The organism is Pseudonocardia sediminis, from assembly GCF_004217185.1.
In the GTDB taxonomy this organism is placed as follows: domain Bacteria; phylum Actinomycetota; class Actinomycetes; order Mycobacteriales; family Pseudonocardiaceae; genus Pseudonocardia; species Pseudonocardia sediminis.
In genome coordinates this window covers 2,400,600-2,417,702 of record NZ_SHKL01000001.1, presented here as the reverse complement: position 1 = coordinate 2,417,702, position 17,103 = coordinate 2,400,600, and the positions used below count along the sequence as shown (strand labels likewise).

Annotated in this window: 12 protein-coding genes; 8 read left to right on the top strand and 4 right to left on the bottom strand. The window is 72.4% G+C overall.

Going from position 1 to position 17,103, the window contains the following annotated elements; all coding sequences use genetic code 11:
* The first annotated feature begins 222 nt into the window (after window positions 1-222).
* Window positions 223-1,677, top strand: a complete 1,455-nt coding sequence (locus tag EV383_RS11285; protein WP_130289875.1) for an APC family permease — start codon at window positions 223-225, stop codon at window positions 1,675-1,677.
* Window positions 1,678-1,707: 30 nt separating this feature from the next.
* Here the strand turns inward: EV383_RS11285 and EV383_RS11280 are convergent, their stop codons facing one another.
* Together EV383_RS11280 and EV383_RS11275 are read right to left on the bottom strand one after the other, a co-directional pair.
* The gene (locus EV383_RS11280; protein ID WP_130289874.1) at window positions 1,708-2,961 is read right to left on the bottom strand and encodes an FAD-dependent monooxygenase; all 1,254 of its coding nucleotides are present in this window, start codon (window positions 2,959-2,961) and stop codon (window positions 1,708-1,710) included.
* Window positions 2,962-3,058: 97 nt separating this feature from the next.
* Window positions 3,059-4,297, bottom strand: coding sequence for an FAD-dependent monooxygenase (locus EV383_RS11275; RefSeq protein WP_242623442.1), 1,239 nt, complete (start codon window positions 4,295-4,297; stop codon window positions 3,059-3,061).
* 142 nt (window positions 4,298-4,439) lie between these two features.
* Between EV383_RS11275 and EV383_RS11270 the strand changes: the two genes are divergently transcribed.
* Together EV383_RS11270 and EV383_RS11265 are read left to right on the top strand one after the other, a co-directional pair.
* Window positions 4,440-5,819 (top strand): UDP-glucose dehydrogenase family protein, encoded by a 1,380-nt coding sequence (locus EV383_RS11270; protein WP_130289872.1) that lies wholly within the window; start codon window positions 4,440-4,442, stop codon window positions 5,817-5,819.
* Window positions 5,816-7,144, top strand: coding sequence for a lipopolysaccharide biosynthesis protein (locus EV383_RS11265; protein WP_130289871.1), 1,329 nt, complete (start codon window positions 5,816-5,818; stop codon window positions 7,142-7,144). The genes EV383_RS11270 and EV383_RS11265 overlap by 4 nt, the downstream gene beginning before the upstream one ends.
* Window positions 7,145-7,195: 51 nt before the next feature.
* Here the strand turns inward: EV383_RS11265 and EV383_RS11260 are convergent, their stop codons facing one another.
* On the bottom strand, window positions 7,196-7,957 hold the full coding sequence (locus EV383_RS11260) for an ATP-grasp fold amidoligase family protein (RefSeq protein ID WP_165438307.1): 762 nt from the start codon (window positions 7,955-7,957) through the stop codon (window positions 7,196-7,198).
* Window positions 7,958-8,338: 381 nt separating this feature from the next.
* Here EV383_RS11260 and EV383_RS11255 point away from each other — a divergent pair, with 381 nt between their 5' ends.
* The 5 genes from EV383_RS11255 to EV383_RS11235 all read left to right on the top strand — a co-directional run bounded on the left by EV383_RS11255 (window position 8,339) and on the right by EV383_RS11235 (window position 14,834).
* Window positions 8,339-9,343 (top strand): glycosyltransferase family 2 protein, encoded by a 1,005-nt coding sequence (locus EV383_RS11255; RefSeq protein WP_165438306.1) that lies wholly within the window; start codon window positions 8,339-8,341, stop codon window positions 9,341-9,343.
* Window positions 9,344-9,443: 100 nt separating this feature from the next.
* Entirely contained in the window at window positions 9,444-10,658 is a 1,215-nt protein-coding gene (locus EV383_RS11250) for an MFS transporter (RefSeq protein ID WP_130289868.1), read from the top strand.
* Between the two features lie 147 nt (window positions 10,659-10,805).
* A complete protein-coding gene (locus EV383_RS11245) occupies window positions 10,806-12,149 on the top strand; it encodes an MFS transporter (RefSeq protein ID WP_242623024.1) in 1,344 nt (447 codons plus the stop codon).
* Between the two features lie 10 nt (window positions 12,150-12,159).
* A complete protein-coding gene (locus EV383_RS11240; protein WP_130289867.1) occupies window positions 12,160-13,266 on the top strand; it encodes a tartrate dehydrogenase in 1,107 nt (368 codons plus the stop codon).
* A gap of 149 nt (window positions 13,267-13,415) precedes the next feature.
* A complete protein-coding gene (locus EV383_RS11235) occupies window positions 13,416-14,834 on the top strand; it encodes an MFS transporter (RefSeq protein ID WP_130289866.1) in 1,419 nt (472 codons plus the stop codon).
* 45 nt (window positions 14,835-14,879) lie between these two features.
* Here EV383_RS11235 and EV383_RS11230 read toward each other — a convergent pair whose 3' ends face one another.
* Window positions 14,880-17,039, bottom strand: coding sequence for an HNH endonuclease signature motif containing protein (locus tag EV383_RS11230; RefSeq protein WP_130289865.1), 2,160 nt, complete (start codon window positions 17,037-17,039; stop codon window positions 14,880-14,882).
* Between the last annotated feature and the right edge of the window lie 64 nt (window positions 17,040-17,103).

The following is a 17,103-nucleotide window of genomic DNA, read 5'->3' as shown; positions in this document are numbered from 1 at the left end:
GGGCGACGCAGCACTCCAGTGGCCCCTCGGGCGGGCCGGTGACCGGCACCGGACGTGAAGAACGAACAGGACGAACCACGTCCGACGGTACGGACGTTCACCCGATCGCGCCCGTCACCGCGAAGGTGTTCACCTGGACATCACATGCCGGGGAGGGTCACGATTCGCCCTCGCCCGCGTGGAGGACGTGCGCACCACCGTGTCACGGCATAACGTGCGCCGATGGCGGTGACGCGGACGATCTCGGTCGAGCACGTTCTGGAACGCGGCGAGAAGAACGACCTCAAACGCACGTTGCGGGCCCGCGACCTCGTCGGGTTCGGCGTCGGCATCATCATCGGCACCGGGATCTTCACCCTGGCCGGGGTGGAGGCCAAGGAGCACGCCGGGCCCGCGGTCACGCTGTCGTTCCTGATCGGCGCCGTCGTCGCCGGGCTGGCCGCGCTCTGCTACGCCGAGCTCGCCTCGTCGGTCCCGACGGCCGGCTCGGCCTACACCTACGCGTTCGCCACGCTCGGTGAGATCTTCGCCTGGATCATCGGCTGGGACCTGCTGCTGGAGTTCGGGCTGGGGCTCGCCACCGTCGCCCGCAGCTGGTCGGGCTACCTGTCGAACCTGTTCGGGCTGCCGTCGAGCCTGTTCGGGGAGGACGCGACGGTGAACGTCGGCGCGGTGGTGATCATCGCCCTGCTGACGGTGGTCGCGGTCGCGGGCATCCAGCAGTCCTCGCGCCTGACGAACATCCTGGTCGCGGTCAAGCTCGCCGTCTGCGTGCTGATCCTGGTCGTCGGCTTCTTCTACATCGACACCGACAACCTGACGCCGTTCATCCCGCCGGCCCAGCCCGCCGAGGGCGGCGGTTCGGTGCTGACCCAGCCGGTCGTGTCCGGGGTGTTCGGGCTCGAACCGACCGTCTACGGCGTCGGCGGCATGCTCACCGCCGCCGCGATCGTGTTCTTCGCCTACACCGGCTTCGAGGCCCTGGCCAACCTCGGCGAGGAGACCAAGCGGCCCCCGCGCGACATGAAGATCGGCCTGCTCGGTGCTCTGGCGATCTGCGCGGTGCTCTACGTCGGGGTCTCGTTCGTGCTCACCGCGATGATCCCCTACACCCAGATCGACGTCGCCGCGCCGCTCGCCGCCGCGTTCACCGACGTCGGGGCCCGCTGGGTCGCGATCCTGATCGCGATCGGCGCCGTCACCGGCCTGACCTCGGTGATGATGGTCGAGCTGGTCACGATCGGCCGGATCGGCTACGCCATGGGACGCGACGGGCTGCTGCCGAAGCCGATCGGCACGGTGCACCCGAAGTGGGGCACCCCGCACCGGATGACGATCATCGGCGGCGTCGTGTGCGCGGTGATCGCCGCGTTCACCCCGATCACCGAGCTGGCCGACATGGTCTCGATCGGCGCGCTGGCCGCGATGATCGTCGTCGCGATCGCGGTGCCGGTGCTGCGCCGGACCCGCCCGGACCTCAAGCGTCCGTTCCGGGTACCGCTGTCGCCCATCGTCCCGGCGGTCACGGCCGTGGCCTGCCTCTACCTGATGCTCAACCTCGACCTGCTCACCTGGCTGCGGTTCCTGCTCTGGCTGGTGATCGGCGTCGTCGTCTACCTCTTCTACGGCCGCAAGCACTCGTTCCTGGCCAAGGGCAGCACGTCCGACGGGATGTGAGCCGCCGGGTCCGACGCCGCCGGGCCCGCGTCAGGCCGAGCCGGTGAGGAGCTGGGCGCGGGTGATCTCGCCGCGGCTCAGGGCGCGGCGGTAGCGCCGCGCGGAGGTCAGGCGGCGGCGCACCTGGCGGACCGGCTCGATCTGGGTGGCCCGGTGCAGCTGGTAGTGCAGCGGGCCCTGGTCGCCCCGGCGGTCGAGCAGCGACCAGGCGAAGCGCACCGGGTCGTCCTCGAGCCGGGCGTCGATGTCCTCGAACCACTCCATGCTGCGGCGCGCCATGTCCTGGATCGGGCGCATCACCGCGCGGCGGCGCGCGTCGTAGGCGGCCAGCGCGGACGGGAGGTCGGCCGCCGCCGGGACGTCGGCGCCGTCGCCGTAGAGCGCGTCGGCCAGGCCGATCGAGTCGGCGACGGCGAGCACCGTGCCGGAGCCGATCGCGAAGTGCGTGGTGTGCGCGGCGTCGCCCATCAGCACGACGTTGTCGCGGCGCCAGGTCGAGTTGCGGACCTCGCGGAACCGCAGCCACGGCGACGCGCCCATCCCGGGCGGGGCGATCAGGGTGTGGCCGTCCAGGGCGCGGGCGAAGCGGCGCTCCAGCATCTGCATCGCCTCGTCCGGGTCCATCCTGTCCAGGCCCAGGCCGGTCCACGTCTGCGGCGAGCACTCGACGATGCACGTGCTCACGCAGTCCGCGGCCGGGTAGGCGTGGAACCAGATCCAGCCGGCCTCGGTCGGCTCGAACGCGAACGTGAACGCGGTGAAGGCCTTCGACGTGCCGAACCAGACGTAGCGGTTGGTGCCGTGGCTGACGTCGGTGCCGAAGTGGTCGGTGTGCCGGTTCCGGATCGGGGAGTTGATCCCGTCCGCGGCGACCACGAGGTCGGCGTCGGCGGTCAGCGGGTCGACGGCCGGGTCGTCGGTCAGCTCGGTCTCGAACCGGACGTCCACGCCGACCTGCCGCGCCCGCTCGGTGAGCACCTCGAGCAGCCGCGCACGGCCGATCGAGTAGCCGTAGCGCCCGCCCAGGTGCACCGGCGAGGGGCCGACCTCGACGACCTGCTCACCCCACACGTGCGCGGCCGCGCGGACGGCGTGCGCGCCGACCGGGTCGGTCCGGAAGAGCCCGTCGAGGATGTCCTCGCCCAGGGTGACCGCGAAGCCCTGCGCGGTGCCGAAGCCGTTGCGCTCCAGGACGGTGACCTCGTCGCGGCCGCCCGACCGCAGCCGGGCCAGGATCGAGAAGTACAGCCCCGACGGCCCACCGCCCACGCACACGATCTTCACGAGCACATCCTCCCGGCCCGCCCCGACGGCCGGCGCCGGGCACAACGGTACGAGAGCGACTACTCCGAATGATCACGGGGAGTGCCCGCCCGGTGGATCAGCCGGTCGGCGCCGCCGAGTGGCCGCTCTCCCCGCGCCGCGCCGCCCTGCGCACCCGGCGAGCGGTCGTCGCCAGCGAGCGGGCCCGGCGCACCGGCCCGATCTGGGTGGCCCGGTGCAGGCCGTAGTGCACCTTTCCCATGTCCCCGCGCCGGTCGAGCAGCGCCCAGGCGAAGCGCACCGGGTCCTCGTCGGCGTCGAGTCGCTGCCCGGCCCGCTCGAACCACTCCATGTTGCGCCGGGCCATGTCCTGGATCGGGCCGAGCTCGGCGCGACGGCGGGCGTCGTAGGCGGCCAGTGCCGCGCGCCGGCCCTCCGCGCCGGACCTCTGCCCGGCCCGGTCGTAGAGCGCGTCGGCCAGGGCCACGGCGTCCTGCACCGCGAGCACGGTGCCGGAGCCGATGCCGAAGTGGGTGGTGTGCGCGGCGTCTCCGGCGAGCACCAGGTCGTCGTCGCGCCAGGTCCGGTTGCGCACCTCGCGGAAGCGCAGCCACGGCTGCTCCCCCAGGCCGCCCTGCGGTGTGAGGAACCGGTGACCGTCGAGGGCGTCGGCGAACACCGACTCCAGCAGCGCCAGCCCGTCGGCGGCCGGGAGCGTGTCCAGCCCGAGCCCGGACCACGTCTGCGGCGAGCACTCGACGATGCAGGTACTGGCCCCGTCGGCCGAGGGGTAGGCGTAGAACCACACCCACCCGGCCGGCGTGTGCTCGAACGCGAACGAGAACGAGTCCACGCAGCGCTCGGTGCCGAGCCAGACGTAGCGGTTGGCCCCCGGCTCGACGGTGGTCCCGAAGTGCTCGGCGCGCGCGGTGCGCAGACGGCTGCCCGCACCGTCCGCGGCCACGACGACGTCGGCGTCGATCTCCTCGCGGGAGGTCACCGCGGTGCCGTGGCGCACCCGCACCCCGACCTGCTCGGCCCGCCGCGTGAGCAGCTCGAGCATCGTGACCCGGCCCATGCTGTAGCCGTACTTGCCGCCCAGGTGCACCGGGCGCCGGTCGCCGATCCGCACGGTCTGCTCACACCACAGCCGGGACGCGGCGCGCAGCGCGGGCGCGCCCTCGGGGTCGGTGCGGAAGAGGTCGTCGAGCAGGTCCTCGCCGAAGGTGACGCCGAACCCGTGCGTGCGTCCGGGCGCGTTGCGCTCCAGGACCGTCACCTCGTCGCGGCCTCCGGACCGCAGCCGGGCCAGGATCGCCAGGTAGAGACCCGTCGGACCACCGCCGACGCAGACCATTCGCACGAGACGCCCCTCCGGTTCGGTCGTTCATCCGATCGGATGCACGGTAGACCAGCGGCGGAGACGTGGGACACCGGCCCACAAACGCGGCCGCGACCCGGGAGCCCCGGTGCCGGGCCGCCGGGATAGCGTCCTCGCCGTGTTCGCCCGCAGCGTTGCCGTCATCGGTACCGGGTACGTCGGTCTCACCACCGGGGCCTGTCTGGCGTCCCTCGGACACCGGGTGGTCTGTGCCGACATCGACGAGGCCAAGGTCGCCCGCCTGACCTCCGGCGAGGTCGACATCCGGGAACCCGGCCTGGCCGAACTCGTCCGCGAGGGGATCGCCGCCGGACGCCTGACGTTCGTCGTCGGCGCGGCCGCCGCGGTCGCCGAGTTCACCGCCCGCGACCAGCCCGCCGAGGTGATGTTCCTCTGCGTGCCGACCCCGATGGGTGTGGGCGGCACGGCCGACCTGGCCGCGGTGGAGTCGGTCGTCGAGGAGACCCGCGCGGTGCTCCCGTCCGGCTGCGTGGTCGTCAACAAGTCGACGGTCCCGGTCGGCACCGCGGACCGGACGTCGGAGCTGCTCGAACGCGCCGACGTCGCCGTCGTGTCCAATCCCGAGTTCCTCCGCGAGGGCTCGGCCGTGCACGACTTCCTCAACCCCGACCGGATCGTCGTCGGGTCCAACACCTCCCAGGACGCCGCCGAGCGCGTCGCGACGCTCTACGCCCGCCTCGGCGCGCCGACCGTGCTCACCGACGCGGCCAGCGCCGAGATGATCAAGTACGCGGCGAACTGCTTCCTGGCCATGAAGCTGTCCTACGTCAACGCCCTGGCCGAGCTGTGCGAGCGGCTCGACGCCGACGTCACCGACGTCACCGAGGGGATGGGCTACGACAAGCGGATCGGCCAGGCCTTCCTCAACCCCGGTCCCGGCTGGGGCGGCTCGTGCCTGCCCAAGGACGTGCACGCCCTGCTGCAGGTCGCCGACTCCGCGGACTTCGAGTTCCGGCTCCTGCGCGCCACGATCGACACCAACACCCGCCAGTTCCAGCGGATGGTGGACAAGATCCGGGTCGCGATCACCGGCAGCAAGCGTGGCTCGGTGACGCGCAAGCGGATCGCCCTGTTCGGCCTGACGTTCAAGGCCGGCACCGACGACCTGCGCGACTCCCCCGCCCTCGGCGTCGCGGCGCTGCTGCGCCAGGCCGGGGCCGAGCTCGTCGGCTACGACCCGGGCATCCCGGCCGCGACGACGCCGATCGAGTCCAACCTGCTCGAGACCGTCGACTCGCCGGAGAAGGCCGCCGAGGGCGCGGACGCGATCGTCGTCCTCACCGACTGGCCGGAGTTCCGCACCCTGGACTGGTCCGCACTGGCCGGTGTCGTGGCGCACCGGACGGTCGTCGACACCCGCAACCTGCTCGACCCCGCGGTCCTCGGCCGCGCCGGGTTCGACTGGACCGGCGTGGGCCGGGTGCTGCACGACGTCCCGGCCAACCTCCCGGCCACCCCCACCCCGTCGGCGCCGTGAGCCCCGCCGGGCCCGGGCTCTCCGCCACGGTCGCCGGGAAGGTCCGTGCACTGCGCACGGAGATGACCGTCCCGCTCTACCGCAACGCCTACGCCCTGATGCTGAACACCGTCGTCAACTCGGGGTTCGGGCTGCTCTACTGGATCTTCGCGGCGCGCACGTTCGACGCCGACGAGGTCGGCCGCGGCAGCGCACTCGTCTCGCTGATGATGCTGGTGTCGATCCTGACCCAGCTCAACTTCGGGCAGGCGCTGATCCGGTTCCTGCCGCGCGGCGGGATGTCCTCGGCGGCGCTGGTGCGGACCGCCTACGGGCTCTCGGCCGGGCTCGCGGTGCTCGGCGCGGCGCTGGTGATGGCCTACTGCCACTTCCTGCGCACCCCCGACGACCCGCTCTACGTCTCGGGCGGGTTCGCGGTCTGGTTCGTCGTCTCGACCGTCGCCTGGTCGATCTTCAACCTGCAGGACGCGGTGCTGACCGGGCTGCGCTCGGCGATGTGGATCGTGCTGGAGAACGGCGTCTACGGCGTCATCAAGCTGGTGCTGCTCATCGTCGTGGCCCAGACCTCGCTCGCCGACGGCGTGTTCACGTCCTGGACGCTGCCGGTGATCGCGCTGCTGGTCCCGTTCAGCATCCTGATCTTCCGGCGCCTGCTGCCGTGGCACGCCCGGGAGTCCGCGGCCGACGCCCGCGTCCCGGACCGCCGGACGCTGACGCAGTACATGGCCGGCGACTACGCCGGGCAGGTGTTCAACCAGGCCACGTCGTCGTTCCTGCCGGTCCTGATCGTGCACCTGCTCGGGCCGGCCCAGGCGGCGTTCCTGCTGCCCGCGCAGACCGTGTTCATCGCGATGAACCTGCTGCAGACCTCGATCACGTCCTCGCTGGTCGTGGAGGGGTCGCGGGACGAGGGTCGGGCGCACCGGTTCGCCGCGTCGATCCTGAAACGGATCGCGGTCACCGTGCTGCCCGGATCGGTGCTGGTCGCGCTCGCGTCGCCACTGCTGCTGCAGCTCTACGGCACCGAGTACCGGGAGAACGCCACCTGGCTGATGGTGCTGCTGATGGTCTCGATGTTCCCACGGGTGATCGTCACGCTGTACATGACGATGTCGCGCCTGCAGAACCGGACGCTCCCGCTGGCGGTGCTGCAGTTCGTGCACGCCGTGCTCATGCTCGGCGGCACGATCGCGCTGGCCTCGCCGCTCGGGCTCGACGCCGTCGGCTGGTCCTGGCTCGCGGCCGAGGTCGTCCTCGCCGTGGCGCTCGGCCCCAAGGTCCTGCGCTGGCTGCGACCGGAGCGCTCCGCCCCGGTCGCGGCCTGACCCCCCGGGGTCACGGCCTGGCCACACGGGTCGCGGACCGGCCGCCCGGTCTCAGCCGACCGGACGGCGGACGAAGCGCTCCGGGATCGGGGTGCCGAGACGCCACAGGTCACCCAGCGCGCGGTCGAACTCGCGCGGCTGCAGCCGGACCAGGCCGCCGCCGGGGTTGTGCGTGATCTCGCCGAAGTAGACGTGCCCGTCGACGTCGTAGAGGTCGATCCGGGCGAAGGTGAAGTCGGCGGCGAGCTTGCGCGCGATGTCGATCATCTCGTCGTAGGCGGCCGGCTTCTCCGGGAGCGCGACCTGGGCGAACCGCCCGGAGATCGCGTACTCGCACCAGTCCGGGTGCAGCATCGTCGACGTGTGGTCGGTGAACCGGTCCTGGTCGACCACGACCATTCCGGGCTCGCCGTGGAACATGAAGAACTTGTAGTCCGCGGGCGGCTTCGTCCCGTCCCCGATGAACCTCTCCACGACGACGCGGCGCGGCAGCCCGCGGTAGGGCGCCTCCCGCCAGCCGTGCTTGTAGAAGTCGGTGTCGAGCCAGCGGGCGACCGACGCCCGGATCGCGGCGTGGTCGGCCGAGGCCGGCTCCCGGACCAGGATCGTCATGTCGCAGCCGTGCGCACCCTTGACGACGTAGGGCTCGTGGAGGGACTCCAGGTCCAGGTCCTCGGCCCGGTCCACCACCTGCAGCAGCGGGATCAGGTGCTGCTCACCGATCCGTTCCGCGACGTGCGACCGCACGGCGTACTTGTCCGCCGTCCGGTGGACCAGCTCCGACTGTTCACCCAGATTCTTCTTGGCCGACAACTGTGAATACGTCCTGGGACGCCGAAAAGTCGTCAACTCACCCTGGAACAATGCGTGATGGGCCATCGCGAACAACGGCTGTGGCAGGAATCGCAGTCGTCGGGAGATCATGACCCGAGCCGGGAACGACATTCGGCGAAGGATAGTGCAGGCGCCCGGACGGGAGCCTCCGAGCCCTCCGGCGCCCATCGTGGACCCCCCACAGGTAGTCCGATCGGCGCAGCGTCGATCACTGTGCCGCGCACCGCCGGTGGTCGCACTCACCCGGACAGACCACTCGTGGTGCCGGGCAGCCCGTTTGACGCAACCGATCCCCCTCCCGGCCGTCCTGCGCAGGTCTGGTCATGCCACCCCAATGGTCGCTTGATAACGTCTCTGTCCGTGAGGGATGAATCCGCTCTCGTGACGGTGATCACGCCGGCCTACAACGTGGGTCCGTGGATCGGTGACGCCATTGATTCCGTTCTCGCGCAGACGGAATCCCGCTTCGAGTACCTCGTCGTCGACGACGGCTCGACCGATGACACCGCCGACGTCGTGCGGTCCCGTGCCGCGCTCGACCCCCGGGTCCGGCTCGTGTCGGCACCCAACGGCGGCTCCGGCGCGGCGCGCAACCTGGCGCTGGCGCAGAGCTCCGCCCCGTTCGTCGCGTTCCTCGACGGCGACGACCGCTGGCACCCCGAGTTCCTGCGCCACATGCTCACCGTCATGCACGACGCGCCCCGTGACGTCGGCATCGTCTACTGCCACACGCGGGTCATGCTCGAGAGCGGGCAGGTCGTGGCGCTGCGCTGGCAGCCGACGGGCCGCTGTGACCTCGACCGTCTGCTGGTCGAGAACAACCCCCCGCACAACGGCAGCTCGCTGCTGATCCGCCGCAGCTGTTTCGACGAGGTCGGGGTCTTCGACACCTCGCTGGCCAGCGCCGTCGACTTCGAGATGTGGCTGCGGATCGCGTCGGCGTCGACCACGCCGCTGCTCTGGGGCACCCGGCGCTACCTGCTCGACATGCGCCTGATGCGCACCGGGAGCATCAGCTCCAACCGCGGCGCGCGCTTCGAGTGCCTGGACAAGGTCATCGCCGACTACGCGCCGCTGATGACGCGCCTGCACCCGGGCATGGCCTGGATCCGGCCGGCCGTGTTCGCCTACCGCGACGGGTTCGACGAGATCGGCGACCGCTGGGCGATGGCGGCCCGCGAGGCCGGGCCGGCCGCGCTGGCCCGCGACCCCTGGGGACGCTCGCTGCTCGCCTGGAGCTCGGCCGGACGCACCCGGCGGGCACGGATCCGCGCGCTGCGCGACGGTGCGCGCTCGGGCGCCTACCAGGGCCTGTCCCGGGCCAAGCAGATCAGCGGCCGGATCAACGCCGCGCGCATCCGCTGACCGTCCGCAGCGCACGGCGCCGGCGCCCACTGCACCGGCCCGAGCGGGGCCGACCCACGCGGCGTCGACACGGCGTCCGCGGGTCGTGCATGCTTGTTCCGTGACGGAACAAACCACGTCGGCGACCGGGCCGGGGCGCACCGAACGACGGGCCCGGATCGGCGTCGCCCTGGTGTTCGGCACCAACGGCCTGGTGTTCGCGAACCTGCTCCCCCGCTACCCGCAGATCAAGGACTCGCTGGGGCTGTCGAACACCGCGATGGGCATCGCGGTCGCGGCGTTCCCGCTCGGCGCGCTGCTGGCCGGGCTCGCCGCGGGCGTGCTGGTGGCGCGGTTCCGGTCCTCGCGGGTGTCGACGTTCGGCATGGCCGGCATCGGGGTCGGTGTCGTCCTGGTCGCGGTGTCGCCGACGTGGGCGCTGCTCACCGCGGCGATGTTCCTGGCCGGGGCCGCGGACGCGATCGTCGACGTCGCCCAGAACGCGCACGGCCTGCGCGTGCAGCGCCGCTACGGACGCTCGATCCTGAACTCGTTCCACGCCGTGTGGAGCATCGGCGCCGTGCTCGGCGGGCTGATGGGCTCCGCCGCGGCGGGACTGGCGATCCCGCTGCCGGTGCACCTGGGGGTGTCGTCGGCGATCGCGGTGGTGGTCGCGCTGGCGGTCTACCCGTTGCTGCTGCCCGGGCCGGAGGATGGCGAGCGCACCGGGCCCGCCCCGGCGGGCCGCCGTCCGTGGTCCGGGCTGTCCCCCCGCGTGCTCGTGCTCATCCTGGCGTTCGGCCTGGTCGCGATCTGCGGCACGCTCGTCGAGGACTCCGGCCAGACGTGGGCGGCGATCTACCTGCAGGGCTCGCTCGGTGCGGCGGCCGCCGTCGCCGGGCTCGGGTTCGTGGCCCTGCAGGGGTGCCAGTTCGTCGGTCGCCTGCTCGGCGACCGGATGGTGGACCGGTTCGGCCAGCGCGCGATGGCCCGCACCGGCGGGGTGCTCGTCGCCGGCGGGATGGGCCTGGCGCTGGCGTTCCCGACCGTGCTCGGCACCATCGCCGGCTTCGGTGTCGCCGGCTTCGGCGTGGCCACCCTGGTGCCGGGCGCGATGACGGCCGCCGACGAGCTCCCCGGCCTGGCGCCGGGCACCGGGCTGACGCTGGTCACCTGGCTGATGCGGGTCGGGTTCCTGGTCTCCCCGCCGGTCGTGGGGATCGTCGCGGACGCCGTCGGCCTGCGCGTCGGGCTGCTGGTGGTGCCGCTGGCCGGGGTGGTCGTGTTCGTCCTGGCCGGGGTGCTGGCCCGGCGCCGACGGGCCGCCGCGGTCTGACCCGCCCTCCCCGACCGGACCGGCGAATCGCGCATATCGACACGAACCCGGCGTGACCCGTACCGTCGCGGCACCCCGGGCCGCACCGTCGCGGCGACCGCGCGCCGGCATCGTGGCCGTCGCCGCGGCCGGGCGAGAGGGGGACGCGTGTCCGAGACCGCCGCACCGGCCGCGAGGTCGTCCCGACGGGTGGCCGCGGCCAGCCTCGTCGGCACGACGATCGAGTGGTACGACTTCTTCCTGTTCGGCACCGCCTCCGCGCTGGTGTTCAACACCGTCTTCTTCCCCTCGTTCGACCCGCTGACCGGCACCCTCGCCGCGTTCGGGACGTTCGCCGTGGGCTTCATCGCGCGGCCGTTCGGCGGGGCGCTGTTCGCCCACTACGGCGACAAGATCGGCCGCAAGCCGATGCTGGTGTACTCGCTGCTGCTGATGGGCGCCGCGACGGTGCTGATGGGCGCCCTGCCCGGCTACGACACGCTCGGGGTCTGGGCCCCGATCCTGCTGGTGCTGCTGCGCTTCGCCCAGGGCTTCGGCGTCGGCGGGGAGTGGGGCGGTGCGGCGCTGATGGCCGTCGAGCACGCGCCGTCGCACCGTCGTGGGTTCTACGGCAGCTGGCCGCAGGTGGGCGTCCCGCTCGGTCTGGTGCTGGGCACGACGACGTTCGCGGTGCTCTCGGCGCTGCTCACCGACGAGCAGTTCCTGGCCTGGGGCTGGCGGCTGCCGTTCCTGGGCAGCGTCGTGCTGATCGGGGTCGGCATGTGGATCCGGCTGGGCCTGCACGAGAGCCCGGTGTTCCAGAAGACGCTCGACGAGAAGGCCGCGGCGCGGATGCCGGTGCTCGACGCGATCCGCACCTACCCGAAGGAGATCGCGCTCGCGGCGGGGTCGTTCCTGGCCACGAACTCGACGTTCTACGTCGGCTCGGTGTGGCTGGTCGCCTACGCCACCCAGGAGCTGGCCTACGAGCGCACGACGATTCTCACCGCGAACGCGTTCCTGTCGCTGTCCGACATCCCGATGATCCTGTTCTTCGGGCTGCTGTCGGACCGGCTCGGCCGCCGACCGCTGTTCCTGGCCGGGATGGGGCTGCTGGCGCTGTTCGCCGTGCCCTACTTCTGGCTGGTCAGCACGAGCAACGTCTGGCTGTTCATCCTGGGCGGACTCGTGGTGCAGGCGTGCCGCAGCGCCGTCTACGGGCCGCAGTCGGCCTTCTTCGCCGAGCAGTTCTCCACCCGGATGCGGTACTCGGGCAGCTCGCTGGCCTACCAGATCGCCTCGATCCTGGGCGGGCTCGCGCCGCTGACCTGCACCGCACTCGTCGCGGCGACCGGGAGCATCTACGCCGTGGCCGGGTTCGTGGTCGTGATCGCGCTGATCTCGCTGGGCTGCTCGTACGCGATGACCGAGACGCTGCGCTCGGGCCTGCGGGAGAACACGGACTCCCCCGGTGACGCCCCCGACATGGCGGAGTCCGACCGCACGCGGTGAACTGGGGATCATGACGACGACGCCCGAGCACGGAGCCCGCGGAGCTGCGCATCGATACCGCATCGCCCTGATTCCCGGCGACGGGATCGGCCGCGAGGTGATCCCGCCGGCGACCGCCGTCCTCGACGCCGTCGGCAGGCGCCACGGCGTGACGTTCGCCTACGACGGGTTCGACTGGTCGTGCGAGCGCTACGCCGCCGAGGGCTCGATGATGCCCGCCGACGGCCTGGACCGGATCCGGCGCCACGACGCGATCCTGCTCGGCGCCGTCGGCTGGCAGGGCGTGCCCGACCACGTGTCGCTGTGGCAGCTGCTGATCCCGATCCGCCGCGAGTTCGCCCAGTACGTCAACCTGCGCCCGATCACGGTGTTCGAGGGCGTGCCCGGGCCCCTGCGCGCGGCGCGGCCCGGCGACACCGACGGCGGCGTGGACCTGGTCGTGGTCCGGGAGAACTCCGAGGGCGAGTACTCCGAGGTCGGCGGCCGCTTCGGACGCGGGACGGCGGGCGAGCTGGCCCTGCAGGAGGCGGTGTTCACCCGCGCCGGGGTCTCCCGGATCGCCGACTACGCCTTCGACCTCGCGACCCGGCGGCGCGGGCACGTCACGTCGGCGACGAAGTCGAACGGGATCGTGCACACCATGCCGTTCTGGGACGAGGTCGTCGCCTCGCGCGCGGAGGCGTTCCCGGGTGTGCGCTGGCGCTCCGAGCACATCGACGCGCTCGCGGCCAAGGTCGTGCTCGACCCGTCGTCGTTCGACGTGATCGTGGCGTCGAACCTCATGGGCGACATCCTCTCGGACCTGGCCGCGGCCGTCGCCGGGTCGATCGGCATCGCCCCGTCCGGGAACCTCAACCCCGAGCGCGAGTACCCGTCGATGTTCGAGCCGGTGCACGGGTCGGCCCCCGACATCGCCGGGAAGGGCGTGGCGAACCCGCTGGGCGCTATCTGGTCGGCCGGGCTGATGCTCACCCACCTCGGCCACCCGGAGGCGGGCGACGAGGTGCTGGCCGCGATCCGCGACACCGTCCGCTCCGGCAAGACCCTCACCCGCGACCTGGGCGGCACGGCGGGCACCGACGAGCTCACCCGCGCCGTCCTCGAGCGCCTGTCGTGATGCCCTCCTGATCGAGCTCCTGAGCCGGCGACCGGCACTCTCGTCACGATCTTTGCGACGACGGTGCCGGTCGCTGCGGGTCGGTAGCTGCGGCCGGACCCGGGATCCGGCTTGACCTGAAGCCCGGTGCAGGGGGCAGAGTCACGGCAATGAACGACGCCGCCGGTCACCCGCCGTCGAGCACCCCTCCGTCGAGCGGCCCGCCCTCGAGTACGCAGCAGGTCGAGGCCGGGCGGTCCGAGCTCTGGGCCCGCAACCGCCGCGCGACGACCGTCGGGATGCTGCTGCTGATCAGCCTGACCGCGTTCGAGTCGATGGGTGTCGGGACGGCGATGCCGGCCGTCGTCGCCGACCTGGGCGGGGTCGCGCTGTACTCCTGGCCGTTCGTGGTCTTCATGGCCGCGGCGGTGTTCGGCACGGCGCTGGGCGGGTGGTGGTGCGACGCGCGCGGGCCGCGGGTGGCGCTCGTCGCGGCGCCGGCGTTGTTCGGGTTCGGGCTGATCGTCGCCGGCACCGCCGAGGGCATGGGACAGCTGTTGCTCGGGCGGCTGCTGCAGGGTCTGGGCGCCGGTGTGCAGGGCGTCGCGGTGTACGTGCTGATCGCCGCCGTCTACCCGGAACGGGCACGGCCGGCCGTGTTCGGCGCGGTGTCGTCGGCGTGGGTGGTCCCGTCGCTGGTCGGGCCGCCGCTGGCGGGCCTGGTCACCGACCGTCTGTCCTGGCACTGGGTGTTCCTCGGTCTGGTTCCGATCGTGTTCGTCGCCGTCGCGCTGGTGCTGCCGGCCGTGCGTGACCTGGGCCCGCCCGACCCGGACACCGCGGCCGCGCGCGGTGGCGCCGGGCTGGTGCTCGCCGCGTTCGGGGCGGCCGCGGGCGTGGCCGGGCTGAGCTGGGCGCTCGGGCGTCTCGGGCTCCTCGGCGGGATCGTCGGCGTCGTCGCGGTGGTCGTGCTGGTGCCGTCGCTGCGCCGGCTGCTCCCGTCCGGGGTGTTCCGGGCGCGGCGGGGCATCGCGGCGTCGGTCGCGGCCCGCGGGCTGGTGGCCGGGGCGTTCTTCACCGTCGGCTCGTTCCTGCCGCTGGTGCTCACCGCGACGCACGGCTGGTCGCTCACCGCGGCCGGGCTCCCGCTGATCGTCGCCTCGCTGGGCTGGTCCGGTGCCGCGGCGTGGCAGGGGCGACGTCCGGAGATCTCGCGGTCGGCGATGTTGCGGAACGGGTTCCTGCTGATCGCGGCCGGGATCGTCGGGCTGTGGGTGGTCGCCGCCGGGCTCGGGTACGGCTGGCTCGCGCTGCCGTTCTGGGGCGTGTCCGGCGTCGGGATGGGACTGGCGTTCTCGGCGATCTCCTACCTGGTCCTGGCGCACTCCCGGACCGCCGACGTCGGGTCGCACTCCTCGGCGGCGCAGTTGCTCGACCAGCTCTCGACGGCCGGGTTCATCGGCCTCGGCGGCGCTCTGCTGTCGCTGCTGGTCTCCCCCACCGTCGCGATGCCGGTGCTGCTGGTCGTTCTCGTGGTGCTGGCCCTGACGGGTGCGGCGACGGCCGGGCGGACGGCGGTCACGGCCTGAGAGCCGATCGACCGGAGCCGAGCCGACGCTCCTGCGTGCCGGGCATCAGAACGGCGGCGGGTCATCGTCCGCCGTCTCCGCAGCATCGTCCGGTACGGCGTCGCCCGATGCGGCGTCATCGACCAACTCGGTCGGTGGCTCCGGAGTCTCGACGTCCGGTCCGTCGGTGAAGGGTCGGTAGTCATAGGGTTCGCTGGTGTAGCGGTGTCCGGTCGGGGTGATCCAGGTCAGGGTGCCGTCGGGGTGGGCGAGGACGTTCCAGTCGCGGTGTTCCTTGAGCAGGTGGTGGACCGGACACAGGGCGTTGAGGTTGTCGTCGCCGGTGATGCCGTGGTGTTCGAAGCGGCGTAGGTGGTCCTGGTCGCTGTCGCGGGCGCGGCGGGTGCAGGTGGGGAAACGGCAGTACTGGTCGCGGGCGTCGACGTGGTCGGCCAGCGCGACGGGTGGCCGGTAGGTGGTACGGCCGTGGTCGAGCAGGTTCCCCGAGCGCGGGTCGGTGACCAGGCGTTTCCAGACGCCGTCGGCGGCCAGGGCGCGGGCGGTGGTGGCGGGGATGGGGCCGTGCCCGATCAGCTCGGCGGGGTTGTCGTCGGCGCCGATCAGGGTGTCGAGTCCGATCACGACCTGGATCAACGGCTTGCGCACGGTGTCGTGTACCTGCGGACGCAACGCGAGCGCCGCGGCGACGGCGTCGACGAGTGCCGCCTCCGGGATCGTGGTGTCGGGGTCCGTGGACCGGGTCCCCGATGATCCGGGCGGTGGCGGTGAGTCGTCCGGCTCCGGACACTCCGGCCTCGCATGTGCGGCGTCGGAGTCAGCGGATCCCGGGTCAGGCAGGTCCGGGTCGACGACGGGGAGAGCGGCGTCGGGATCGGCGGGTTCTGGGTCGACGGCATCGAGGGCCGAGGCCTCGACATCAGCGGCGGGAGCGTCGGCCCTGGGGGCGGCCCGTTGTTCCCTTGTGCCCGCGGCGTCGAAGCCATCGCCCCCGTCGGGACGGTCGACCCCGGCACCGGACTCGGCCCCCGTCTCGGACTTGGACTCGGCCCCGGTCTCGGACTCGGCCCCGGTCCCGGTCCCGGTCCCGGTCGTCGCATCGCCGGCCGGTCGATCCCGGTCGAGGTCGGCCGCCGTCGGTGTCGTCGTTGCCGCGTCGTCGGCCTGCGTCGTCGCCACTGCGGTGGCGACGTCGGCGAGGTCGGTCACCGTCAGGCGACCCTGCATGGTCTGCATGGCCAGATCGAAACGACGCTGATCCTTCGTCCGCGGATCCCCGGCACCCAGGCTCTCGGCCAGCCGGGTCAACATCGTGAACGAGGCCTCCACCTCGACACCGGGCCCGTGCAACCACATCGCCGACATCCCGTTCTCCCGCGGCTGCACACTCACCCGCCGCTCCACCCGCGCCTCCTTGTGACGCCGGAACTCCCCCTCGGGATCGACCCGGTGCACCGCCCGGTAGAGCCGCTCCCGGACCTGACGCACCGTCCGCCCCGGCGCGGCGGGCAGCACGATCGCCTCCACCCGACGCGCCATCTCCACCGGCAGCTGCAGGGTCGCGCTGCACACCGCCTCGGCGCGGCGCTCGTCGATCACACCGTTGCGCAACGCGAGCAGCGTGTCGGGCAACACCGTGGCCAGACGCACCGACTGCCCGATCAACGCCTTCGCGCTCAACCGCGTCAGATCCAGAGCCAGACCCAACTCGTCCGGAGCCCACCGCGACCCGAGCTCGACCCGGTCCGAACACACCAACGTCGCCTCGTCTCCCGGGCGGCGCCGCGCGAACTCCGCCACCAACTCGGCACGAGCCCCGGCGGCGAAACGGGCCAGACGCTCGGCGTCGATGATCCGATCGGTCAACGACACGTCCTCGACACCACGAACATCGGCCAGGGCATCACTGACCAGGGAGGCGACCGCGACGCCGTCGAGTCCACCGATCCCGTACTCCCCGACCGCCGGCTCATCGACCTCGGCATCAGCTCCGAGGGAGCTTCCGGCTCGCTCGGCGTCGGACGGGGAACACATCGTGAGGGCGGCAAGACGACGACGGGCGTGGCCGGGGCGGCGCAGCTCGGGGATCGGCTCCTCGGTCAGGACGGGGTTGCAGCGCCACACCCCGCCGCCGAGGTCGGTCCACACCGACCGGGCGAGGCTCGGCCTCTCGGCCGCCCTCACACCCGTCGTCGACGTAGCGAACATACGTTCGATTCTATCGCTGTGGCCAGCACCAATCCAGCCCTGATTCTGAGAACCTCTCAGTTGA